The organism is Telluria sp. ZT3P25, assembly GCF_059685895.1.
This window is the reverse complement of sequence record NZ_JCASIJ010000001.1, coordinates 2,106,025-2,129,362: the sequence shown is the minus strand read 5'-3', so window position 1 is coordinate 2,129,362 and position 23,338 is coordinate 2,106,025. Positions and strand designations below refer to the sequence as shown.

At 65.8% G+C, this 23,338-nt stretch carries 19 protein-coding genes; 8 read left to right on the top strand and 11 right to left on the bottom strand.

Annotation, left to right across the window (positions count from 1 at the left end):
* Positions 1-4 precede the first annotated feature (4 nt).
* Genes AC56LY_RS09550 through AC56LY_RS09530 form a run of 5 tightly spaced genes read left to right on the top strand, consistent with a single transcriptional unit; the run spans position 5 to position 4,220 of the window.
* Positions 5-676, top strand: coding sequence for an iron-containing redox enzyme family protein (locus tag AC56LY_RS09550; protein ID WP_499578674.1), 672 nt, complete (start codon positions 5-7; stop codon positions 674-676).
* 15 nt (positions 677-691) lie between these two features.
* Positions 692-1,495 (top strand): SDR family oxidoreductase, encoded by an 804-nt coding sequence (locus tag AC56LY_RS09545; protein ID WP_499578672.1) that lies wholly within the window; start codon positions 692-694, stop codon positions 1,493-1,495.
* A complete protein-coding gene (locus AC56LY_RS09540; RefSeq protein WP_499578671.1) occupies positions 1,492-2,142 on the top strand; it encodes a tetratricopeptide repeat protein in 651 nt (216 codons plus the stop codon). Before AC56LY_RS09545 ends, AC56LY_RS09540 begins: the two co-directional genes overlap by 4 nt.
* A gap of 24 nt (positions 2,143-2,166) precedes the next feature.
* A complete protein-coding gene (locus AC56LY_RS09535) occupies positions 2,167-2,832 on the top strand; it encodes a response regulator transcription factor (RefSeq protein ID WP_499578668.1) in 666 nt (221 codons plus the stop codon).
* An 8-nt stretch (positions 2,833-2,840) separates the two neighbouring features.
* Positions 2,841-4,220: a sensor histidine kinase gene (locus AC56LY_RS09530; RefSeq protein ID WP_499578667.1), complete on the top strand. Its 1,380-nt coding sequence runs from the start codon at positions 2,841-2,843 to the stop codon at positions 4,218-4,220.
* A 5-nt stretch (positions 4,221-4,225) separates the two neighbouring features.
* Here the strand turns inward: AC56LY_RS09530 and AC56LY_RS09525 are convergent, their stop codons facing one another.
* The 6 genes from AC56LY_RS09525 to AC56LY_RS09500 are packed head-to-tail and all read right to left on the bottom strand — an operon-like array spanning position 4,226 to position 11,555.
* Positions 4,226-4,957 (bottom strand): transporter substrate-binding domain-containing protein, encoded by a 732-nt coding sequence (locus AC56LY_RS09525; RefSeq protein WP_499578665.1) that lies wholly within the window; start codon positions 4,955-4,957, stop codon positions 4,226-4,228.
* A gap of 9 nt (positions 4,958-4,966) precedes the next feature.
* On the bottom strand, positions 4,967-5,881 hold the full coding sequence (locus AC56LY_RS09520; RefSeq protein ID WP_499578663.1) for a GntR family transcriptional regulator: 915 nt from the start codon (positions 5,879-5,881) through the stop codon (positions 4,967-4,969).
* Between the two features lie 49 nt (positions 5,882-5,930).
* Entirely contained in the window at positions 5,931-8,570 is a 2,640-nt protein-coding gene (acnA, locus tag AC56LY_RS09515; RefSeq protein WP_499578660.1) for an aconitate hydratase AcnA, read from the bottom strand.
* Between the two features lie 4 nt (positions 8,571-8,574).
* Positions 8,575-10,074: a tripartite tricarboxylate transporter permease gene (locus tag AC56LY_RS09510; protein WP_258834393.1), complete on the bottom strand. Its 1,500-nt coding sequence runs from the start codon at positions 10,072-10,074 to the stop codon at positions 8,575-8,577.
* 6 nt (positions 10,075-10,080) lie between these two features.
* Positions 10,081-10,578: a tripartite tricarboxylate transporter TctB family protein gene (locus AC56LY_RS09505; RefSeq protein ID WP_499578656.1), complete on the bottom strand. Its 498-nt coding sequence runs from the start codon at positions 10,576-10,578 to the stop codon at positions 10,081-10,083.
* The gene (locus AC56LY_RS09500) at positions 10,575-11,555 is read right to left on the bottom strand and encodes a Bug family tripartite tricarboxylate transporter substrate binding protein (RefSeq protein WP_499578654.1); all 981 of its coding nucleotides are present in this window, start codon (positions 11,553-11,555) and stop codon (positions 10,575-10,577) included. Before AC56LY_RS09500 ends, AC56LY_RS09505 begins: the two co-directional genes overlap by 4 nt.
* Positions 11,556-11,837: 282 nt before the next feature.
* On the opposite strand from AC56LY_RS09500, the gene AC56LY_RS09495 reads away from it, so the two are divergent.
* A complete protein-coding gene (locus AC56LY_RS09495; RefSeq protein WP_499578652.1) occupies positions 11,838-12,914 on the top strand; it encodes a porin in 1,077 nt (358 codons plus the stop codon).
* On the opposite strand, the gene AC56LY_RS09490 is transcribed toward AC56LY_RS09495, so the two are convergent.
* Positions 12,886-17,421, bottom strand: a complete 4,536-nt coding sequence (locus AC56LY_RS09490; RefSeq protein ID WP_499578650.1) for a PDDEXK-like endonuclease domain-containing protein — start codon at positions 17,419-17,421, stop codon at positions 12,886-12,888. The genes AC56LY_RS09495 and AC56LY_RS09490 overlap by 29 nt on opposite strands.
* A gap of 181 nt (positions 17,422-17,602) precedes the next feature.
* Here AC56LY_RS09490 and AC56LY_RS09485 point away from each other — a divergent pair, with 181 nt between their 5' ends.
* Both AC56LY_RS09485 and AC56LY_RS09480 read left to right on the top strand, forming a co-directional pair.
* Positions 17,603-17,920: a hypothetical protein gene (locus tag AC56LY_RS09485; RefSeq protein WP_499578649.1), complete on the top strand. Its 318-nt coding sequence runs from the start codon at positions 17,603-17,605 to the stop codon at positions 17,918-17,920.
* Between the two features lie 96 nt (positions 17,921-18,016).
* Complete coding sequence (locus AC56LY_RS09480) at positions 18,017-19,588, top strand: TerC family protein (protein ID WP_499578647.1); 1,572 nt, start codon at positions 18,017-18,019, stop codon at positions 19,586-19,588.
* A 3-nt stretch (positions 19,589-19,591) separates the two neighbouring features.
* On the opposite strand, the gene AC56LY_RS09475 is transcribed toward AC56LY_RS09480, so the two are convergent.
* The 4 genes from AC56LY_RS09475 to AC56LY_RS09460 form a co-directional block, all read right to left on the bottom strand.
* Positions 19,592-20,176 (bottom strand): TadE/TadG family type IV pilus assembly protein, encoded by a 585-nt coding sequence (locus AC56LY_RS09475; protein ID WP_499578645.1) that lies wholly within the window; start codon positions 20,174-20,176, stop codon positions 19,592-19,594.
* A gap of 14 nt (positions 20,177-20,190) precedes the next feature.
* Positions 20,191-21,675 carry a pilus assembly protein TadG-related protein gene (locus AC56LY_RS09470; RefSeq protein ID WP_499578643.1) on the bottom strand — a complete coding sequence of 495 codons (1,485 nt, stop codon included), beginning with the start codon at positions 21,673-21,675 and terminating at the stop codon, positions 20,191-20,193.
* Positions 21,662-22,138: a TadE/TadG family type IV pilus assembly protein gene (locus AC56LY_RS09465; protein WP_499578641.1), complete on the bottom strand. Its 477-nt coding sequence runs from the start codon at positions 22,136-22,138 to the stop codon at positions 21,662-21,664. Before AC56LY_RS09465 ends, AC56LY_RS09470 begins: the two co-directional genes overlap by 14 nt.
* A 100-nt stretch (positions 22,139-22,238) precedes the next feature.
* Positions 22,239-23,240 (bottom strand): Lnb N-terminal periplasmic domain-containing protein, encoded by a 1,002-nt coding sequence (locus AC56LY_RS09460; protein WP_499578639.1) that lies wholly within the window; start codon positions 23,238-23,240, stop codon positions 22,239-22,241.
* Positions 23,241-23,338 lie beyond the last annotated feature (98 nt).

The window sequence follows — 23,338 nt, the reverse complement described above, 5'->3', positions numbered from 1 at the left end:
ATGTATGCAGTTTTACGACATCCTGTGCCAGCAAACCGAACCCCAGCGCCAGCAACTGCTGGGCATACCGCTGATCCGGCAGGCGCTGACGGGCGATATCGACCTCGACCAGTACGTGGCGTTCCTGACGCAGGCCTACCATCACGTCAGGCACACGGTCCCGCTCATGATGGCGTGCGGCAGCCGTCTGAATAACGAGCAAGCCTGGTTGCGCCAGGCGATCGCCGAATACGTCGAAGAAGAGATCGGCCACGAGGAGTGGATCCTGTCCGATATCGCTGCCTGTGGCGGCGATCCGGACCTGGCGCGCCGCTCGCAACCGTCGCCGGCGACAGAATTGATGGTGGCGTATGCCTACCACGGAATCGACCGCGGCAATCCGGTGGGCTTTTTCGGCATGGTGCACGTGCTGGAAGGAACCAGCACCGCGCTGGCGACCCAGGCCGCGCAAACCATCCAGCTGCGCCTCGACCTGCCGGATGCCGCGTTCAGCTACCTGACCTCGCACGGCAGTCTCGACCTGGAGCATGTGGCGTTTTTCGTGAACCTGATGAACCAGCTCAAGAACGACGCCGACCGCGCGGCCGTGATCCATGGCGCGCGCATGATGTACCGCCTGTACGGCGACATTTTCCGCAACCTGCCGCAGCGCGCCACCAGCCTGGCCGGGGTCTAGCATGGCGCACACGACATGGCGGCTGGTACTGACCGGCGCGAGTGGCGGCATTGGCCAGGCGCTGGCCATCGCCCTGCGCCGTACTGCGCGTCGATGGTGCTGGTCGGGCGCAATGGCGCGGTGCTCGAGGCGCTGCGCGAGCGGCTCGGCCCGCACCTGGTGCGGGTCGTCGTCGGTGACGCGACGCAGGACGCCACGCTCGACGCCATCGCGGCAGCGGCGGCCGAGCTCGGAGGCGTCGATCTGCTGATCAACAATGCTGGCATCAACGCGTTCCATGCGTTTCAGAGCCAGGAGCCGGCGGCGCTGCGCAGCCTGCTCGAGGTCAACCTGCTGGCGCCGATGCTGCTCACGCAGCGCCTGCTGCCGCAGCTGCGCAAGGCGCCAAGCGCGCAGGTCATCAATGTCGGCTCACTGTTCGGCTATCTGGGCTATCCCGGTTTTGCCGGCTATTGCGCCAGCAAGTCGGGCCTGCGCGGCTTTACCCAGGCACTGCGGCGCGAGCTGGCCGATACCGGCATCGCGGTACGGCACTTCATCCCGCGCGCCACCCGCACGCCGATCAACGCCGGCGCGGTCGAGACGATGAACGCCGAGATGGGCGTGGCGCTCGACGAGCCGGCCGATGTGGCGCGCCAGTTGTGCACCTTCATCGAGGGGTCGGCATGGGAGTACAAGCCGGGGCTGAAAGAAGCGCTGCTGGCGCTCGTCAATCACCTGCTGCCGGCCTTGCCCGACCGGGCCATACGGGGTCAGTTGCCCGTCATCCGCAAACACATGCCGGCGCCTGTCCGGCACGCACAATCGAGGTCATCATGAAAATGTCGTACCGCACCATCACCACCGCCGCGTTCTGCATGGCGGCCTTCAACGTCGCCCTGGCCGCACCGGCCGACGACGCCGTCAGTACACTTCAGCAACGCTGGGAACAAGTGAAATACGGCGCACCCGCCGGTGGGCAGGAGCGCGCATTCGAGGCACTGAGCGCCGAGGCAGATACCGTGCTGGCGCGCTATCCCGACAACGCCGGTGTGCTGATCTGGCATGGCATCGTCGTGGCCAGCCATGCCGGCGCCAAGGGTGGCCTGGGCGCGCTTGGCCTGGCCAAGACGGCGAAAAAAGACTTCGAAGCCGCGCTGCAGAGCGACCCGAAGGCGTTGGCCGGTTCGGCTTACACGAGCCTCGGGAGCCTGTATTATCAGGTGCCGGGCTGGCCGATCGGCTTAGGTGACAAGGACAAGGCGCGCGAGAACTTGCAGCAGGGCCTGGCGCTGAACCCGGACGGTATCGATGCCAACTTCTTCCTCGGCGACTTTTTGTATCGTCAGGGTGACCTGGCTGGTGCCGAACGCTGCCTGCGCAAGGCGCTGCAGGCGCCGGCGCGCCCCGGGCGCAAGCTGGCCGACTCGGGACGGCGGGCCGAAGTCGAAGCGCTGCTCGCGCAAGTCGCGGCCAAGCGCAAGTGATGCAATCAGCTGGAGACGTGCAGGATGCGAATATTACTTGTCGAAGATGACGAATCGCTGGCATCGGGCCTGAAGCTGGCGCTCGGGCGGGCCTGTTACACGGTCGAACACGTGAGCGACGGCCTGGCCGCGGTCGCGGCGCTGGAACACAACGCGTTCGACCTGGCCATCCTCGACCTCGGCCTGCCACGCCTGGACGGCATCGACGTGCTGGCGCGGGTGCGACGCGCCGGCAATGCGGTGCCGGTGCTGGTGCTGTCGGCGCGCGATGCGGTGCGCGACCGGATCGTCGCGCTCGACCTGGGCGCCGACGATTACCTGATCAAGCCCTTCGATGTCGATGAATTGCTGGCGCGGGTGCGGGTACTGGAGCGGCGCCGCGCCGGCCTGTCGGTCAACCAGCTGCGCTTTGGCGACCTGGCGCTGGATCTCGCGGGCATGGCGGTCAGCTGGAAAAACGAGCCGATCGATCTCCAGCACCGCGAATTCATGCTGCTCCGGCGGCTCGTCGAACAGCCTAACAAGGTGTTTACCCGCAGCGAACTCGAAGCGTCGCTATACGGCTGGGGCGAGGGCGTGGCCAGCAATGCCATCGACGTCTACGTGCACCATGTCCGGCGCAAGACCGATCCTGACCTGATCAAGACGGTGCGCGGGCTTGGCTATCGCATCGGGAATCTTGCCGCATGAGTGGGCACATGAGCGTGCGCCGCTACTCGATCCGCCGGCGCCTGATCACGCGCACGATGGCGTGCATGCTCCTGATCCTGGGGGGCATCTCGCTGGCCGCCCACTGGTTCGCCGGTCACGAGTCCGAGGAATTCTTCAGCGCCCGCCTGGCCAGTTCGGCGCGCGTGCTCGAAACGCTGGCCGCCCACCAGCTCGAGACGGCCACCATCGGGGCCCCGATCGTGATTCCGATTCCACAGGGGCTCGGGTATTCGGGCGGTGCGACACCGTTTGGTCACCCGTACGAACACAAGATCGCGTTCCAGGTCTTCAATGCCGAAGGGCGCCTGCTGGCCCGCTCGGCGTCGGCGCCGGAAGCGCCGCTCGGCCCCCTGGCGGCAGGCTACACCAGCAAGTTGCTGGGCGAGACACTATGGCAGGTGTTCGCGCTGCAATCGGGCCATGTGTGGGTCGTCGTGGCCGAGAAGGACGAGGTGCGCGAAGAGATGGTCGAGCAGCTCGGTACGTCGGTGCTGGCGCCGGTCATCATCGGCGGCATCCTGCTGGTGCTGGCGGTCAACCTGGTGCTGGCGACGAACCTGGCGCCGCTGCGTACGCTGGCTGACGCGATCGCGCGGCGCGAGCCGGAGTCGCTCGCGCCCGTCGAACTGCCCGATCTGCCGCGCGAGCTGGCGCCGGTGGTCGATGAACTCAACAGCCTGTTGCAGCGCGTGTCAGCTGCGTTCGAGCGCGAGCAGGAGTTCATCGATGCGGCCGCGCACGAGATCCGCACGCCCATCGCAGCGGTGCAGTTGCACGTGCAGAATGCGCTGCGCGCCGCCAATCCCGCCGAGTGCGAGGCGTCGCTTGGCGAGGCGGTGGGCGCGCTCGAGCGCACGACGCAACTGGCAGAACAGCTGCTGACCTTCAGCCGCCTCGCGTCCGGCACCGACATGCAGCTGCAGCGCCAGGTGTCGCTGGCCGAAGTCTGCAGCGATGTGATGGCGCTGCAGGAACCCTTGCTCGACCGTCGCGGCCAGTCGCTCGGATTGTCGGCGCAGCACGATTGCAGCGTGCAGGGCGACCCGTACCGGCTGCAGCAGCTGCTGCGCAACCTGATCGAGAACGCATCGCGGCATGGCCTGGCGCGCGGCGACATCGACGTGGCCATCGACTGCGCCGATGGGCACTGCCGGCTGCGCGTGTCGAACGATGGCGAGCCGGTGCCGGACGAGGAAACGGAGAACGTGTTCCGTCCCTATTACCGGCTGCGGCCCGGTGGAAAGTCGGGCGCCGGCCTGGGCCTGAGCATCGTGCGCCAGATCGCCGACCAGCACGGGGCGGCGGTCACGATTGGTCGGAAAGCTGATGGTCAGGGCTGTGTGGTAACGGTGGCGTTTCCACAGTAAGCGTCTCATGGCGCCGCTGCGACCGACGCACCTTCGATGCCATGGCGCGCCAGTGCCTCGGCCACGAAACCGCTGGCTTTCATGGTCTCGATGAAGTGCGCCAGAAATGCTGCGGCATCCTCGCCCCGGCTCTTTGATGTGCCCATTGCCTGCTGGATGACCATGAAGCGTTCGCCGAGCAAACGCAGGCCGCCCAGGCGCCGCGCATCGGCTTCGAGTTGCTGGCGTACGCCGGCCGCCACGTCGGCGCCTTGCTCGATGAACGTGTCGACCACGGTTGGCGACGTTGGCGAGCGCACGATCCGCGCGCGCTCCAGCGTGCGTGTCAGGTACAGATCATACGCGCTGCCCTTGCCGACGACGACGCGGTGGCCGGCGGCGTCAACCTCGTCGTTGGCGCCCAACGGTGAATCGTTGCGCACCAGGTAGCAGCCTTCGATCAGCACGTAAGGGGCGGTGAAGGCGATATGCTCGCCACGCAGCGGATCGATGGCGAAGAAGCCAATGTCGGCCTGTTCCGCCAGCACCACGTCCACCGATTTGCCGGCAGCATCGACCACGACCAGTTCCAGTTCCACACCAAGCAGCGCCGCAAAGCGTGTGGCGAGATCGACCGAGACGCCGCGCACGGCGCCCTCGGCGTCGCGGCAGGCGAGAATCGGATTGCCCAGATTGATCGAGGCACGCAGCGTGCCGGTGGGGGTGAAGGCCGAACGGATGGAAGCGGTCAGGTTCATGGTCGGGGCTCAGGGTGATGGAAGATTGCCGGTCTGGAGGATATTCTCGATCTTTGCCATCGAGTCGAGCGTGTGCACAAGATGCTCGCGCAAAAAATTCGATGCATCCTCGTTTTTCTCCTGCGCCAGCAGGTCGAGGATGTACAGGTGCTGCCGGCAGTGTTCCGGATAACGGTCACGCTGTTTCATCGAGCGGTACGACATCAGGCGGCGCACGCGGTTGACGCGTTTGATCGTGTCGATGAAAAACGGGTTGCCCGATGCTTCGACCAGGCTTTCGTGAAAACGCACGCCCCGGATGTGCAATTCGTCCGTCGTGGCGGTATCGATGCCGCCGGCGAGCAGGTGACGTTCGGTCGCGCGGCACTGTTCGAGCACCTTGCGTTCGAGTCTGAAGCCCGGTTCCAGCAGCGCGGCCGGTTCGAGCGCCAGTCGCAGGCGGTACGACTGCTGCAGGCTGTCGGGCGTGGTCAGCATCGACGAGAACGTCCAGCCATAGCCGAATTTGCGTTCGCCCCAGCCTTCACTGACGATGCGAGCCAGCACGGCGTTGGCCTGCGCCGCCGTCAGACCATAGCGCGAGCGGATCAGCTGTTCGGGGCAGGCGAGCGGCAATTCGTGCTTGAGCAGGTCGTCGGCGATCTGGAAGTAGACGCTCGTGACGATGTCCGATTCGGCCAGGCCCAGCCCAGCCACGATATCGTCGAGTGGCGCGAGGAGTTCCTGCGCCACGAAGTAACCGCGGTTACGCTCGCGCATCAAGACGCCTTTTTCGTGCAGCAGCGCCAGAGCGCTGTTGACGGGCTGGCGCGACACGCGCAGGCGGTCGGCCAGCATCTGCGCCGGCAAATGGCTGCCGACGGGCCATGCTTCGCTCTTGATCAGGGCGATGATCTGCCTGGGAATGGAAGTGTCCACGTTCATATTCACCATCGGTTGGGGCTTGTGGCCCATGCCGGCGACATGGCCGCTGTCAGGATCGATCCTTCTGCGTGATCGTTTGCTCGAGAATGTAGGGAATGACCCCGCCCTGGCGCAGCAGCTCGGTCTCGAGCCGCGTTTCCACGGCCGCCATGGCGGTGAACGAGTCGACGCTGCCGGTGGCGCGGTGAATGCGCACGGCGATGGCAACGCGCGGCTGCAGCGTATCGGACGCGGCGTCGACCTCGATCCGGTCGCCCGGTGCGATCTGCAGCAGCGCCGGTGACCGGTCAGCCGGCAGGCGCAGCGGCAGGATGCCCATGCCGATCAGGTTCGAGCGGTGGATGCGCTCAAAGCTCGATGCCAGTACCGCACGCACGCCCAGCAGGCGCTGGCCTTTGGCGGCCCAGTCGCGCGACGAACCGGTGCCGTAGCGTTCACCGGCCACCAGCACCACCGGGTCACCCGCTTGGCGATAACGATCGGCCACCTCGAAGATCGGCGCCACGTCGCCGCTCGGAACGTGGAGCGTCTGGCCCACCGGCGCCGATGGCAACAGCAGATTGCGTAGCGACTTGCTGTAGAACGCGGCGCGCACCATCACTTCCCAGTTGCCGCGGCGCGAAGCGAACACGTTCAGGTCATCGCGGTCGTCGCCTTGCGCCACCAGAAAGTCGGCGACGAAGCTGTCTTTGGGGATCGCGCTGGCCGGTGAAATATGGTCGGTCGTGATGTCGTCGCCCAGCACCATCAGCGGATACGCCGTGTAGTGACCGAGCAGGCTGCGCTCGGTGAACGACGCGAATGGCGGACGGCGCAGGGCGGTGGACGCCGGGTCCCACGGATACAGGGCGGTTGCCGGAACCTTGAGCGCATGCCAGACCGGGTTCAGGCTGGCGCGGGCGAAGGCGCGCGGGAAGTCGTCAGCCTGCAAACCCTCGCGCACCAACGCATCGACTTCAGCGCGGCTGGGCCACAGGTCTTTCAGATAGACCGGCTGGCCAGCCTGCGTGATCTGTACCGGCTCGCGCCCGAGGTCGATCTCGGCATTGCCGGCCAGCGCGAAGGCGATCACCAGGGGCGGTGACATCAAAAAGCCCAGGTCCAGGTCGGGGTGCACGCGGCCCGGGAAATTGCGGTTGCCCGACAAGACGGCGACCGGCTTGATCTCGCCGCGCGCCTGCGCCTGCTGCACCACCTGTGGCAGTGCGCCGGAATTGCCGATGCAGGTCGTGCAGCCGTAGCCAACGATATCGAAGCCGACGAACGACAGGTCGTCGAGCAGTCCGGCCCGTTCAAGATAGGTGGCAGCGGCAGGGGAGCCGGGGCCGAGCGAGGTCTTGACCCAGGCGGGCACCTTCAGGCCCAGCGCCCGCGCGCGGCGCGCCACCAGGCCGGCAGCGACCAGCAGACTTGGATCGGATGTGTTGGTGCAGCTGGTGATGGCAGCGATGACCACCGGATGGCGCGGCATGCCAGCGCCTGCGGCCGTGACCGGGGTTGCTGGCGTGAAGCCGAGCGCCGCCAGCGCGGCTGCGGTCTCCGTATACGCCAGCAGGTCTTGCGGCCGTTTGGGGCCCGCGACGTGGATCGCGACCTGGTCCAGGTCGATCTCGATCGTCCGGGTGTAGACCGGCTGCGCGTCGGGATCGAACCACAGGCCATTGCGGCGGCAGTAGGCGTCGACCAATGCACATTGCTCTGGCGAGCGATTCGTTTGCGCGAGATAGGTCAGCGTCTGCGAATCGACCGGGAAGAAGCCCGTCGTGGCGCCGTACTCGGGCGCCATATTGGCGAGCACGGCGCGTTCGCCTGCGCTCAGTGTCGAAACACCGGGCCCGAAGAACTCGACGAACTCGCCCGACACGCCGATCTGGCGCAGGCGCTGCGTGACGGTCAGCGCCAGGTCGGTGGCCATGGCGCCGGCACCGAGTCGTCCGCTCAGGCGCACGCCGATCACATCCGGCACCCGCAACATGGTCGGCATGCCGAACATGACCGTCTGCGCTTCCAGGCCGCCGACGCCCCAGCCCAGCACCCCGATCCCGTTGATCATCGGCGTGTGGCTGTCGGTGCCGATCATCACGTCCGGCACCACCCAGCGTTCGCCGCCACGTTCTTCGGTCGTGACGACGGTGGCCAGCTGCTCGAGATTGATGGTGTGCATGATGCCGGTGCCGGGCGGGTGGATGCGCACGCCCTGCATGACGTTCGAGGCCCAGCGCAGGAAGGTATAGCGCTCGCGGTTGCGGCGCATTTCGAGTTGCAGATTGCGCTCGACTGCGTCGCGCTGGCCGAAGAATTCCACGGCCAGCGAGTGGTCCACCGAAATGTCGACGGGGAGCCCGGGATTGAGCAGCGCCGGATGCCAGCCCGCTTCATCGAGCGCGTTGCGCATGGCGGCGATGTCCACCAGCGCCGGGGTGCTGGTAGTGTCGTGCATCAGGACGCGCCCGGGCTGGAACGCGATCTCGGCCTGGCTCGTGCCGTGTTCGAGCCAGCCGAAAATGGCGTCGATACCGGCCTGGCGTTCGTCCCCGGCGCTGTTGCGCAGGATATTTTCCAGCAGCAGCCGTAGTACGACAGGCAGCTGATGCAGGCGCTCACCGAACCCGCCGGGCAGGTCGACCATGCGCAGCCGCTCGCCGGCGTGATCGAGATACGCCGGGGAAGTGGCAGCGGGTGTCGTCATGGTCTCAATCCTCGCTGGCCCGGAATTTGCGCAGGCTCTTGAACAGCAGCGGCGCCAGCAGGGCAATCACGGCGATGGCCAGCAGCGTGGCCGAACCGGGATGCTTGAAGAAGACCCAGTAGTCGCCCATGCTCACCTGCAGCGCGCGGCGGAACTGGTTCTCTGCCATCGGGCCCAGGATCAGGCCCACCACCATCGGTGCGACGGGATAATCCAGGCAGCGCATCAGGTAGCCGGTCAGGCCGAACACGACCAGCATCGTCAGCTCTGTCGTCGACGGATTGGCGGCCAGCGTGCCCATCGCGGCAAACACGAGGATGCCGCCGTACAGCCACGCTTGCGGAATCGTCAGGAGCTTGACCCACAGGCCCACCAGCGGCAGATTGAGCACCAGCAGCATCAGGTTACCGATCAGGAAACTGGCGATCAGGCCCCAGACCATTTCGGGGTTGGTGGTAAACAGCAGCGGGCCCGGCGTCAGGCCGTATTGCTGGAAGCCCGCCAGCATCATCGCGGCCGTGGCCGACGTGGGCAGGCCGAGGGCCAGCAGCGGCACCAGCGTGCCGGTGGCCGACGCGTTGTTGGCCGCTTCCGGGCCTGCCACACCTTCGATCGCGCCTTTGCCGAATTGTTCCGGGTTTTTCGAGAATTTGCGTTCCAGTGTGTACGACAGGAGCGTCGGCACTTCGGCGCCGCCGGCCGGCAGCGCGCCGATCGGGAAGCCCAGCAGCGTGCCACGCAGCCATGGCTTCCAAGACGCTTTCCAGTCGGCGCGCGACATCCACAGCGAGCCGCGCAGCGCCTGGATTTTCTCCGCCGCGCCCGTGTAGCGCGATGCGACGAACAGTGCCTCGCCCATCGCGAACAGGCCGACGGCCAGTGTGGTGACCGAGACGCCGTCCATCAGCGTTGGCGTATCGAACGTGAGGCGGGCCTGGCCGGTGAGCTTGTCGATGCCGACCAGTCCGAGGAACAGGCCAAGGCCAAGGCTCGTCAGGCCGCGCAGCACCGAGCTGCCGAAGGTGGCCGAGACCGTCACGAATGCGACGACCATCAGGCCGAAATAATCCCATGGCCCGAACTGCACGGCCAGGTCGACGATGCCTGGCGCCAGCAGCGCCAGGCAGATGGTGGCGATGGTGCCGGCAACGAACGAGCCGATGGCGGCCGTGGCCAGTGCCGGACCGGCGCGGCCGGCCAGGGCCATCTTGTGGCCTTCGATCGCGGTGGCAATCGATGCTGCTTCGCCCGGCGTGTTGATCAGGATGGCGGTGGTCGAACTGCCATACATGCCGCCGAAGTAGATGCCGGCGAACATGATGATCGAGCCGGTCGGGTCAAGCTTGAACGTGACGGGCAACAGCAGTGCAACGGTGAGCGCCGGTCCGATGCCAGGCAGGATGCCCACCAGCGTCCCGAGCAGTACGCCGACGGCGGCGAACAGCAGGTTGCCGGGCTGCATTGCCACCCAGATGCCATCGGCAAGAAGTGAAAGTGTGTCCATGAATTTTTATCCCAGCAGTTGCTCTAATGGACCCATCGGTAGCGACAGCGACAGCGCTTTCGTGAAGAACAGGTAGACGATGCTGCTCATGAGCAGGCCATACACCGGTCCCCACGACTTGAGCGAACGGCCAAAGCCGCAGGCGGTCGCGGTAAACAGGATGGCCGACGACAGGATGAACCCGCCGCCGATTGCAAGCGTGACGATTTGCAGCACCAGGCCCCCAAGTACCCAGGCCAGCGAACGCAGATTGGCCGTACCTTCGGTTTCACGCACGGCAGCCGTGCGCTTGGCGCGCATCGCCTGGACCAGATGCGCCACGCCCAGGGCGCCCAGCATCAGGGCGATCAGCTGCATCGCGGCGGATGGGCCGACGCCCGGGCCGACGCCGGACGCCACGCGCATCGCGTCGAACATGGTCAGGCTGGCGAGGCCCAGCAAGCCGACGCCCACCAGCAGCGGCGCGCGCCAGGCGGCGACTTTGCGAGGAACGCCCGGGTTCATTTGGCCAGGCCGATCGAGACCAGGATGCCCTTGACGTGCGCCTGTTCGGTTTTCATGAATGCCGCAAACTGGTCAGGTGGCAGGTAGGCCGCTTCCCAGCCACGCATCTTGAGGATCTTGCTCCACTCGGGCGACTTGATGGCCTTTTCGACCGCTGCCGAGAGCACCTGGCGCTGCTGCGGCGTGATGCCGGGGCCGGCAACGATGCCGCGCCAGTTGACGAGTTCAGCGTTGATGCCCTGTTCCTTGAGCGTCGGCACGTTCATGCCAGGGACGCGCTGGCCGGAAGCGACAGCCAGTACGCGCAGCTTGCCCGCCTTGATCATGCTCTCGAACTCGTTGTAACCCGAAACGCCAGCGGTAACGCGGCCGCCCAGCATCTCGGCCAGCGCTTCGCCGCCGCCCGAGAATGGCACGTAGTTCAGCTTGCGCACATCGCCGCCCACGGTGCGTGCGACCAGCCCGGCCAGGATGTGGTCGGCGCCGCCGGCAGAACCGCCGGCCCAGACGACACGCGACGTGTCGGCCTTGATGGCCGCGGCCAGGTCTTTCATGGTCTTGTGCGGCGAGTTGGCTGGCACCACGATGACGAGCGGATCGGCGGTGATGCGTGCGATCGGCGTCACGGTGTCGAGGCCGACTGGGGAGCGATTGGTCAGCACGGCGCCGAGCATCGTGATGCCCATCGTCATGACCTGCTTGCCGTCGCCCTTGGCGCCGTTGACGAACTGCGCCAGGCCGACGGTACCGCCTGCGCCTGGCACATTGATCACCTGAACGTTCTTGGCCGCGCCGGACGACAGCATGACTTGCTGCAGCGAGCGCGACGCCGTGTCCCAACCGCCGCCTGGACCGGCCGGGGCGATGATCTTGAGTTCCAGTGGGGCTTGCGCCATGGCTGGCGCGGTGCAGGCGAGCAGGGCGCCGATGGCGAGCGCGCGGGCGCCCGTCAGCAAAGGTTGCTTGAAGGTGTGCATGTCTTGTGTCTCCGGTGTTGGGCCCGCCACGAAGGGCGCGCGTTTTTGTCGATTGCATCTCTATATTGCATTTGGATGCGTCTTAATGCAATCAGATTCGTGCAGATTTTTCTATTTCAATGTTTTTTAGGAATCTTGTGCAGGTCTGATGCATTGTCGCCACTGCAAGTAAATTGGAGCGATAAATTCGGCACGACGTGTTGACGTTGGAACCTTCTAACTGCATTATTGGGCGCCGATATGCAAAATATCGGACGCATACCAAAAATAGTGGAGACGAGAATGAACAAGACAGTGCTCGCAGCGGCCATCGCCGCAGCGGTGAGTGGCAGCGCCATGGCCCAGACCAGTGTGCAGGTCTATGGCCTGCTCGATACCGGCATCGAATACGTGACGAATGCAAAGGAATCGGGCGGCAACTCGCTGCGCGTCTCCTCGGGCGGCTCGAACAATTCGCGCTTCGGTTTTCGCGGCAGTGAAGATCTGGGCGGGGGGCTGAAAGCCGTGTTCCAGTTCGAGTCACCGGTGCTCTCGGATACCGGGGAAATCGACGGCCCGCTGTTTCGCCGCCAGGCCAACGTCGGTCTTGAAGGCAAGTTCGGCCGCGTGATCATCGGCCGCTCGTTCACCACCGTGTACGACTTCATCAGCCCGTTCGACCCGATGGGCTACGCGCCGCGCTACTCGTGGGCGTCGACGGGTGGCGGCACGCTGGGCAGCAAGTACGGCATGACGACCGCGTTCGACAATATGGTGAAATACCAGGGCGAGTTCGGTGGCGTGAAGATCGGCGCATCGTTCGGCGCCGGCGAATCGCAGGAAAGCAATGCCGATGGCCGCAAACTCGCCGTCGCGGCCGCGCACCAGGTTGGCGGCCTGCGCTACGTGCTCACGGCAGAACGCGTGAACGGCGTGACTGGCACGGCAATCGCCCGCTCCGTCTCCAGGGTGTATCACGCAGGCCTGGCTTACGAACTGACGAAAAGCGCCGACCTCAAACTGGGCCTGCGCAATTACAGGCTCGAGCGGCCGGTTGGCAGCCAGGTACGCGCCGACACGTGGTGGGCCGGCGCGAACGTCGACCTCACGCCAATGGTCGACGTGACCGGCGTGGTCTACTACATCAACGTCAAGAACGGCGTCAACGCGAGCGACACTGAGGCCGATCCGTTGATGTTCGTGGTCCGTACCCGGTACACGCTGACCAAGCGCACCAACCTGTATGCCACCGTGTCATATGCAAAGGCAGATGGCGGCGTGCCGATCGGGGTGACGCGCGACTCCACCGAAGATGGCGGCGTGACCGGCGTGTCGGACAACCAGACCGGCATCATGCTGGGGATGCAGCATCGGTTCTGACGTCCGGATCGATACTGGTCACCGCATCACGCCCCCATTCGCGGTACTCGACCAGCAGCGGCGTGCGCGCCAGCGCCCCGAGCGGCTCGATCCCCATCGCTGCCAGGCGTGCCAGCAACTCGGCCAGGATCGTCTCGCGCTGCAGCGACCAGGTGGAGGCGAAGCAGCGCCAGAAGGTCCAGCCAGCGCGTTCGAGCACGCGCTGGCGGCCCATGTCGGCCTGCCACCGGTCCGGCCCATGGAAGTCGTCGCCATCGAGCTCGATCGCCAGGCGCCGGTCGTGCGCGCCTTCCACTACCATGTCGATGCGGTAGCCAGCGGCCGGCACCTGCGGGATGACGCGGTAGCCGCGCTCGAACAACTCGGTATACACGTCGCGCTCGAAGCCCGATTCGCACAGCTCGATCAGGCTCGTGGCTTCTTCGTTCGCTTCAAGCGGTTTGGCAAAGTGCTCGACCAGCGTGCGGCGCAAATCGAGCGTTGACAGTTCTTCGAGCTGCACCGAGCGCACGAGGTACATGCGGTCGCGCGCACGCGAGGCGGCCACGTTGAAACGCTGGTCGAACTGCACGCCTGAGAGCGCGTGGTGCTGCTTGCTGTCGGCGACCATCGACAGGAACATGATGTCGCGCTCGCTGCCCTGGAACAGGCGCGCGTCACCGCAGGCGAAGTTGCGCTTGACCAGTTCGGCCATGTCGCAGCGCGAGCGCACCATCTTGTCGATGAGCTGCGCCTGTTCGGGACCCAGCAGCGACACCACACCCAGCGTGCGGCCGGCATAGGCCGGATCGCGCAGGATGGCGTCGATCTCGGCGACGATGAATTCGGCTTCGGGGCGATTCAGCCCCTTGTTCTCGCGGTAACCGTTGGCCACGAACACGTCGATCAACGGCGGATCGAGCCGTTCGGACGCGGTCGGAATGCGCAGCGGCTGGATGAACCCCTTGTAGAACACGCGGTTGCTGTAGGCGATGATGGGCGCGACACTGCGGAAGTGCTCGCGCAGCATGACCTTCGAAGCGGCAAACACGGTCGAGGCGATATCGTACAGCGACATGTCCGCGGTGAGCACCGCTTCGAATGGCTGGCCCGCCAGAAAGCGCCGGCGCAGGTCGGTGATCTTGGCCGCCGAGACAAAGCCGGCTTCTGGCGAGACCTGGCGGTCGTCGCCGACCACGAGGAGCTGCTTGCCGCGCAGAACCGCCGGCAGCGCCCACAGGTCGGACTGGCTGGCCTCGTCGACGATGACGAGGTCGAACGCACCAAGATTGGCCGGCAGCGTTTCGGACACGCGTGCATGACTCATGATCCAGCACGGCACGGCGGCCTGCGCATTGACCATCGCTTCCTGCGCATCGCGACGGTAGCGGCCTGCGTTCACGCCCGTGCCCTTGCCCAGTTTGCGCATCGACGTGCGGTAGGTTTCCAGTGCGCTCAGGACGTTCTGGCCGGCCAGGCGGCGCGTGGCCAGCCAGGACGACTTCGACACCAGTTGTTCGTACAGGCGCGCCAGGCCCCGTTCGAGTTCGCGGCGGCGCGCGGCCAGGCGCAGCATCTCGTCGCGCGCATCGATATTGTCGAGGTAGGTTTTCAGGCGCGCCCAGGTCCAGGCATCGCGCCAGCGCACCGGGAACACGGGGTCGTCGCCGTGTGCGTCGACCGGGACGGTCGTCAAGCGGGTGGCCAGCCGCGCCGCGCCATGATGAGCGACTTGCTCGGCAAACTCGCGCACGCTGGCCAGGTCCGGTGCCAGCGCGGCGATGCGGCGCAGTTCCGCTAGCAGCGCCGCATAGTCGGCGCTGACCGTGTCGGCCGTCAGGGCCGGCGTGCCCAGTGTCTGCCCGGCGAAGTCGCGCAGACGCACGCCGACAGGGCCATCGGCGCCCGCCAGCAAGCCATGCAGTGCGGCCATGGCGCTGCGGGCCTGTTCGAGACCGGCCCGCGCCAGGTGCCGCGCCAGGTAGTCGCGCACGCGCAGCAGGTCGGCCTCGCGGCCCAGCAGGTCGTTCGTCGGCGGTTGGCTGAACACGGCGTGGGCCAGGCTCGGCAACTGCACGTCGTGCGTGGTTGCCTGGGCATGCGCGGCGCGGGCTGTGGTCAGGACCTGTTCGATGGCGCGCAGTTGCGCCACGTCGGCCACCAGGACCGGCAGCGACAGATCGGGCGCAAACGCATTCCAGCGTACGGCAAACGAGTGCAGGCGATTCTGCAGCGCGGCGTATCGCTGCACGTGCGCCCAGTCGTCGCTGGAGGCTGGTGCCAGGCCGGCCACGCGGATCGCGGCAATCTGCCCCTTGACGTCGCCGGCGCCGAACGACAGCAGGCCGAACGGCTTGCCCGTCTCGACGGCGCGGTTGATCGCTTCGATGGCTTTCGGATGGCCCAGCGCTTCGGTGGGCGCCGTGACGGGACGCTGCATGAATTCGGCGCGCGCGCGCAACAGCGCATCCATTTCGGGCAACAGCGCCTCGAACGCGCCGCGCTCGGTGACGAACTGCGACTGGCGGGATTTCAGGCGCACGGCGTGCGCCCAGTCAAAGCCCGACGCCTCGACCTCGGCTGCCGTGGCGATCGCGGCGGCCAGTGCCGTCTGCAGCGTCTGTGCGGCGGCAAACACGTCGGGCGTCGTGGCGCGTAGCGCTGGCAGCGCGCCACTGGCTTCGTCGCGCTCGATGTCGCGCATCGCCAGCAGCGTGTCATGCAGGCGGCCGATGGCCGGTGGCGAGGGCAGCGCGTCGGCTGCAGGCAGCCGCGCATTGCAATAGACCAGGTCAGCACCCAGCCGGCGCCGCGCCTCGCGCAGTTGCATGGCCTGTTCGTCGCCGAACGGCGGCACATGGTGCGGCGCCAGCGACAACGCGTCGTCGAACCAGCCGAAACGGTCGTTGCCGTCGATGACCAGTTCGGCCATCTTTTGCGCGCGCATCTCGACGCCGTCGACGCTCACCGCAGCCAGCTGCGCATGTGCGATCTCGTCGATACGGGTGTCGATGGCGGCAGTTTCGGCGTGCGCGCGGTCGAGCGCGACGCGGCACGCGGCGATCGCCTCGGTCTCGACCTGCGGATTCAGATGCGACAGCGTGTGGATGATCGCTTCGATCGACGCCTGGAACTGGCGCATGCCTTCCTTGTCGCCCGAGAGCAGGGCGACGGTAAGGGGCCGGATCGATTCGGGAATCTTCTCCTGCAGGACCTTCAGCGCCGGCTCGCCCTTGGACGTCACCAGGATGCGTTTGCCCGAGGCCAGGTAGTGACTGATGATGTTGGCGATCGTGTGCGTCTTGCCGGTGCCGGGCGGACCCTGGACCGTGACCCCGGGCGAACGTTCCAGTTGCTGGACGATGGTTTCCTGCTCGCGGTTGTACGGCAGCGGGAAATACAGTTCGCGCGGCTCGCCGGCATTGACCGCGCCGCCGGACAGGCCGCGAAACGCGATCGGTTCGTGTTCGAGCACCGCGCTGCCGGGCGGCGTGACAAGGCTCAGCGGCCCGTCCGGCAGTGCCCCGGCAACGTCCACGCGGTCTTTCAGGCGCGCGATGTCGTCGATCAGGAAGTGCGTCGCGCGCGGCCGGGCGAAGATCACCCAGCCATGCGTGACGACCAGGCGCTCGCCAGGGGGTGGTGCCTGCGTGGCGGCCATGTCGTAGCGGGCGTCGGCGCTGACCTGGCCGGCGATCAGCTTGAGGATCGGCTCGATCGTGTCCGGTGCGAAGGGCGAGATCGCGCTGTCGCCGCGCGCCGAAAGCAGGCTGCGGGCGGCGCGTCCCACGTCGCCAATCCCGGGCACGCCACAGGCCGCGAACGCATCCAGTTCCAGGTGCGCGTCGAGCTGACGGGGGCGCAGGCCGATCGCGTGCGAGGCCGGGTCGATATCGATTTCCAGTGCCTGCGTGATGAGCGGGTAATGGAAGTCGACGGGCGCCGGGGTGCGGATCTGCCACGATGACAGGCCCATGCCCCAGACCAGCTCCAGCGGGCGCGCCGCTTCTTCGGATTCGAGTCGGGCTTTCAGTGCGAACAGGTCGGCGTACAGCGTGATCACCTGGCGCCGCGGGCGCTCGCGCGCCGCCCACTCCTGCCACGGTGGCAGATAGGCAGCCAGCGCCTGCGCGGCGCGGGCGCGGCGCTGCCCATCGCGTTCTTCGACACACTGCATCGCATCAATGCCGGTGGCTTGCGCGGCATCTTCATGGCGCGCATCGGCCAGCGTGGCGTCATTGAGCGCTGGCGGATTGCCAGACGGGTCGGTACCGATCGTCAGGTATGGTGCCAGCGCCGGATCGGCCAGCAACGGCGGCGACGTGGACTCGAGCCGGTGCACGCGCAGCCACAGATCATCCTGCTCGGTCTCGACGTTGAACTCGATCCACGGCAGCGTTGACAGGTCGGCAAAGGTTTTCTTGAATTCGGTGACTTTCGCGAGCGTGAACGCGGAAGGATCTATGTCTTTGGCCTGCTCGACCAGATAGTCGAGCAGAGCGCTCATGCGCTGGGCAGATGTGTGCATCGGGGTGCTTCCCGGCGGGGCCGGTGGGTAAGGTGGCGGCCATTGTACAAGAGGGCTGTCATGCGTGCGGCGCGCACGAATGACGTGTGCGGGACATGCTAGAATGACCGCGTCGCCGACTTCTTTGTTGTCTATGAGACGAGTATTCGTCATCTGCCTTATCCTGCTGCTCCCCCTGAACATGTTTGCCCTTGCCATGGCCGCATCCGCGATGCTGCCGCCCGCGCCAGCACACCAGGTCATTGCATCCGAACCGCTTGTCCAGTTGGCATCCGCACCCGTGTTCGCCGACGCCTACCTGCCGGATAATTACGACTGCCAGGCCAGCTGCGACATCGATCCCGATGAACCGCCGGCCGGCGCCGACGTGCACGACGCCGTCAACGAAGAGCTGTCGCTGCGCCTGGCCGATGTGCGCGGCGGCGTGCTCGCACCACCCTCCCTGTCCCGTCCCAGCCAGTCCTGGCACCCCTTGTTCAAGCCACCGCGCGCGGTGTGACGCCTGCCTGTGCCGCTTTTGCGGCACGCCCCTGCTGCGCGCTCTTACGGCGTGATGCAGCTGCACGTTCACACTGATTCAAACAAGAGGTAACACATGGAATGGCTTTTCGACCCCACCATCTGGGCGGGTCTGCTCACCCTCGTTGTCCTGGAAATCGTCCTGGGCATCGACAACCTGATTTTCATCGCCATCCTGGCGGACAAACTGCCGCCGCACCAGCGCGACAAGGCGCGCCTGATCGGCCTGTCCCTGGCGATGCTGATGCGCCTTGGCCTGCTCACCATCGTGTCGTGGCTCGTCACGCTGACGACGCCGTTGTTCGCGCTCGGATCGATGGCGTTTTCCGGCCGCGACCTGATCCTGCTGCTGGGCGGCGTGTTCCTGCTGTTCAAGGCCACCGTCGAACTGCATGAACGCATGGAAGGCGTCACGCACGTGCAGACCCAGTCGCGGGTGTATGCGAGCTTTGGCGCCGTGGTCGCGCAGATCGTCGTGCTCGACGCCGTGTTCTCGCTCGACGCGGTCATCACGGCCGTGGGCATGGTCGACAACCTGTACGTGATGATGGCCGCGGTGATCATCTCGATCGGCGTCATGATCCTGGCGTCCAAGCCGCTGACGCGCTTTGTCAATGCGCATCCGACCGTTGTCGTGCTGTGCCTGAGCTTCCTTTTGATGATCGGCCTGTCGCTGGTTGCCGAAGGTCTGGGCTTTCATATCCCGAAAGGCTATCTGTACGCTGCGATCGGTTTCTCGATCCTGATCGAGGCGCTGAACCAGTTTGCACGCCGTAATTTCCTGAAGCACGAAGCGCGCGTGCCGCTGCGCGACCGTACCGCCGATTCGGTGCTGCGCCTGATGGGGGGCAAGAAGCGGGCGCACATGGATGCGGACGTCGAGACGGCGGACGAACCGGTCGCCGAACCCGAAGCATTCGGCGTGGAAGAACGCAATATGGTCAGCGGCGTGCTGGCGCTGGCCGACCGGTCGATCCGCTCGATCATGACGCCGCGCTCGGAACTCACGTGGGTCAACCTGGACGACGCGGCCGACACCATCCTGCGCCAGCTGCAGGCGTCGCCGCACAGCGGCATGCCGGTCGGTCGCGGCCAGCTGGACCAGCTGGTGGGTATTGCGCGTACCAAGGATCTGGTCAGTGCACTGATGCTGCACGGGCGCATCGACGCATCGCCCGACGGCGGCGTCGTGCGCGCGCCGATCCTGCTGCCCGATACTGCCGGCGTGCTGGGCGCGATGGAGACGCTCAAGCGCGCACATGGCCAGCTGGTGCTGGTCACCGACGAATTCGGGATCGTCCAGGGTCTGCTTACCCCCGTGGACATCCTGGAGGCGATCGCCGGCGAATTCCCGGACGAAGACGAGCAACTGGCGATCCGGCCACAAGGGCCGGATGTATGGGAAGCCGATGGCGCGGCCGATCTGCATCAGCTGCAACAGGTACTCGAGACCGATGCGCTGGTGGGCGACGAGGACTACACGTCGCTGGCTGGCTTCCTGCTGGCGCGTTTCGCGTCGATGCCTGCGCCTGGCCAGGGCATCGAACTCGATGGCTGGCGCTATGAAGTCATCGCCGTCGAGGATCGCCGCATCGCGACGGTGGCGATTTTCCGTGCCGCTGGCGCCACCTCGCCCGAGGCGCTGTAAGCGCTACATGCCACCCATTGGACGTGGCACGCCGGGTGGCATGCCCAGGGTTTCTGCCCGGGCGATCGTGGTGGCGGTGGGCAGGCTGAATGAAAACGGGACGAACGACGCCAGGGGCTGGTACGGCACCGGATCACAGACATCGCCTGTGCCTCCCGGCAAACAGATGCGGACCCTGACCAGCTGGATGCAGTTTGCCGCGTTGGGATTGGACGTGCAGTTGATCCGGTTTTGTCGCGGACTCGCGGGCAACGATGTCCCGATCGGGGCCGGATTGGCTGTTGCCGGGATGTACAGGTAATCGATCTTGACGTAATCGTCGGAGATGGGATCGGCAAACAGAAGGGGACCGCGCCCGGTGCGAAACACCGCATGGGTGCGTACGTTCAGCATCGCGCTCGCATCGTTGAAGTCACTGTTGACGGCCAGCGCCGTCGCGCGCCGGGTGACCTCCTGCAGGATATTGCAGATATAGAGCGCCCGGATGATGTCGAGAATGCCGAAGAAGAGCATGAAAAAAATCACGGCAACCACGGCAAATTCGACTGCCGCGACACCATGTTGCCGCGCTGGCGTTGTACGGGTCATGGCACGTCCATCCGTCAAGGATACAAAACGATGCGGGCGCCCAGGGACTGCTCGGTCGCCAGGCCTGCGAACTCGCCGTACAGAGAATTTTTCGTGGCAGGAACGGTCATGAAGAACTTGCCGATGCCAACCACGGTGGCATTGCTGCCAGCGACCGGACAGGAGAGCAAGGGCAGGTGCAGGACGCGGCGGTGGGCCAGGCTCTTGTTACTCGCCGACGGTGCTTTGTAAAAGGTGCCGGACGTGTAGGAGTAGGGCGTGGGCGTGTCCGCGCTGTCGGGATAGGGTGTGGACGTTGATGTGGTCGGCTTTCCCGGCGCGTACAGGGTGCTCCATTCGGTGACGCCATAGGTTGCATAGCCGGTTGCAGGTTCCGGCGAGCCCGTGCTGGCATACGATGCGTGGGTGACCGCCTTGGCGTACGACCAGAGCGGGCCGAATTCCACGGCCAGGGTGCCAGCGGGCGCCGTGTCGGGGCCGGCAACCGTCCACCTGCGTTCGGGCGTCGCCAGCAGCGCTGCCGACTGCTGCGCGGGCTTCGCGCCCATCCATAGGGCACCGCCGTTGAAGGTGAATTCCTTGATATTGATGTCGGCCGGCGCCGTGCGCGCATCGCATGCGGTGGCGCCCGTCCCGTAGCTGCCGAAGCGCGAATTGAGCTGCTGAAAGAGAGAATCGATCGGGAACGTTGCTGAGACCTTGACCGTGCCGCCGGACAGCCGTGACATGGCCATCGTCCCGGTGCAGACGAACGGTGCCAGCGTCGCTGCGTCAGTGATGGGCGTGGACTGCACAACCGGATTGACGATGAAGGTCTGGCCAGCGTCGTCGCCGGGCAGGTTCAGGTCCAGCAGGTTGTAGCCCACGCCGCGGCGAAAGCCGAATTCCTCCAGTTCACCCGCGTGGTTGCGGTGGGCCTGGTCACGCATGGCGCAGATGCCCAGCGGGGTGACCTTGATGGCAGAGCGGCCGGCGATGGCGTGCGCACTGGTGAAGGCGTCAAGGATGTCTGTGAACGTCGAGAGGAACAGGGTGGCGACGGTACCGTACCCGGTGTCCAGCTTTGCAGTATCGACTTGCAGGTACAGCAGATCTTTAGGGTGTTTGAAGGCCTCGCCGACCGCGAGCCACGGGCCGGACGGGCTGGCAGCAAATTCCATGGCCGTATTCGACCAGGTCATTGTCGCCTTGCCGTAGTGGTAAGTGAATCTGCCGTCGCTTTCCAGGAAGCGCTTCGCGGCGGTTTCCAGTGCGCCGTTAAGGCCGGCCGCGGACCCGTCAAGTTCGTGCGCTGCCGCCAACGCAGCGGTGTCGGCGACATTCTGGAGTTCCATCTTGCGGTGCGTGAGCATGGACAGATCGAGGGCCAGTGCGAGAAAGCCAAAGGTGATCATCAGGGCGGCAATGAACATCACGCTGATCGAGCCGGCTTCTTTTACGTGGTGTGGCGCGACGTGCAGACGCTGGCACGCCGGGCAAGTGTCCTTAACGATCGACATAGCGCATCGTGACTTCGCTGGACATCTTCATACCGGTAGAGCCGAGGTATTGCTCGGTCAGGTCGCCGAGAAGATCATCGTGCAACGTGATTTGTACACCGGTACGTACCCTGGTGGGCGTCGCCGCACCGCAAACGTCGCCATCGCATAGAATCGTGATGAGAATACCATCGGTGAACGGAACGATTTCGCCCAGCTCCTGTTGGACGATCCAGCGGGCGATTGCGGCAACGCGTGCTTCGTTGAAGCCACCGCCAGGGGTGCGCAGCTCGGCCTGCGTCGCGGTCGCGATATAGCGCGCCGCATCGTGCGCGGCTTTCTGCCCCACGCTGTAAAACCAGGCGGCGCGGGCGAGATACAGCGGCCCGGCGAGCAGGATCAGGAACAGGGGAAGGATCAGCGCCATCTCGACAGCGACGCTGCCTTTCGCTGATCTGCGCAATCGCTTGCAGTGCACAACCATAGTTGCCTCCCTCGTCGCATTCGACCATGGTCGATACTAGTGGAAGCCCCCGGTCCTGATTTGACTTGCGGCAACTATTGCAAGAGCCGGCGCAATGGTCTCAGCGAATGCCGGGTACGCCGACGCGGATCGCTTGCGAAAAATCGCTGCCGTCGACATCGGCCTGGCGCGCCCGCGCATTGATGTGGCCGCGCTGCTGCAGCACGGCGTACGGCACGCCCGGCGTGAGCGCATTCTGGTCGTAGGCGTATTCGGCGAAGTGGCCGGATGCCAGCAGCCGGTAGTCGAGCGGCAGGTCCGGTGCGATGCGGTGTGCCAGTTCGTACAGGATCGTCGTACAGTTGCTGGTGAGCGTGTTGTAGAACTCGGGCTGGCGGCGCAAGGCTTCTGCGCGTTCCAGGTACGCCAGCAGCACGGCGCGCAGTTGCCCGGGCGTTGCGCGCAGGCGGTACAGGTAAACCTGTTCGCCGCGCGCATTGCTGCGCGTGCGGATCAGGTCACGCTCGTCCGAGGCGATGATCACCTGTTCGAACTTGCGAAAGAAGCCGCCGATGGCGGAGAAGGTCTCGGTGCGCTCCTTGCGGATTTCGAGCGAGAACACCAGCTGCTTGCCGTCCTTGAAGCCGAACGTCACCAGCGTGTGGGCGATGTGTGGCCCCATCCAGTACGACAGGATCAGGTCGGCCGAGACGATGCCAGAGAGGTCATAGTCGCGCGTCTCCCAGCGCGGCGTGTAGTCGGTCTCGGTGCGCCAGTCGAAATTGCGCACGTTCTGCAGCACGAGGCGATCGCCGTCGACACGCGAGACGAGCATGCGCGACACGTCGTCGGCCCACATGCGTTCGTGCGATGGCGTCAGCGACCACCACCACCCCAGCAGCACGGCCAGCGCCACGGCGCCGGTGACCAGCGCTTTGGTACCGGGCCACTTGCCGGGGCCGCGCGCGATGGCGACGACGGCGGCCAGGCCGGCGAGCGACCAGAGCGTGATCGCGGCGTAGCCGCCGGGCCGCGAAAGCTGAAACCACAGCGCCAGCGCGCCCCATGCGGTGACCAGCAGCGCGCACACGGCAAGGAGGGCGCGGGGAACGGGGCGGCTCATGATCATCGGCTACTTTCGGGAACGCTGGGGTGGTGCAGTGTAGCCGTTCGGTTTGGCGACAACAAGCGCCGTCCCGGCGCGTGCCCTGTAAAATGCCG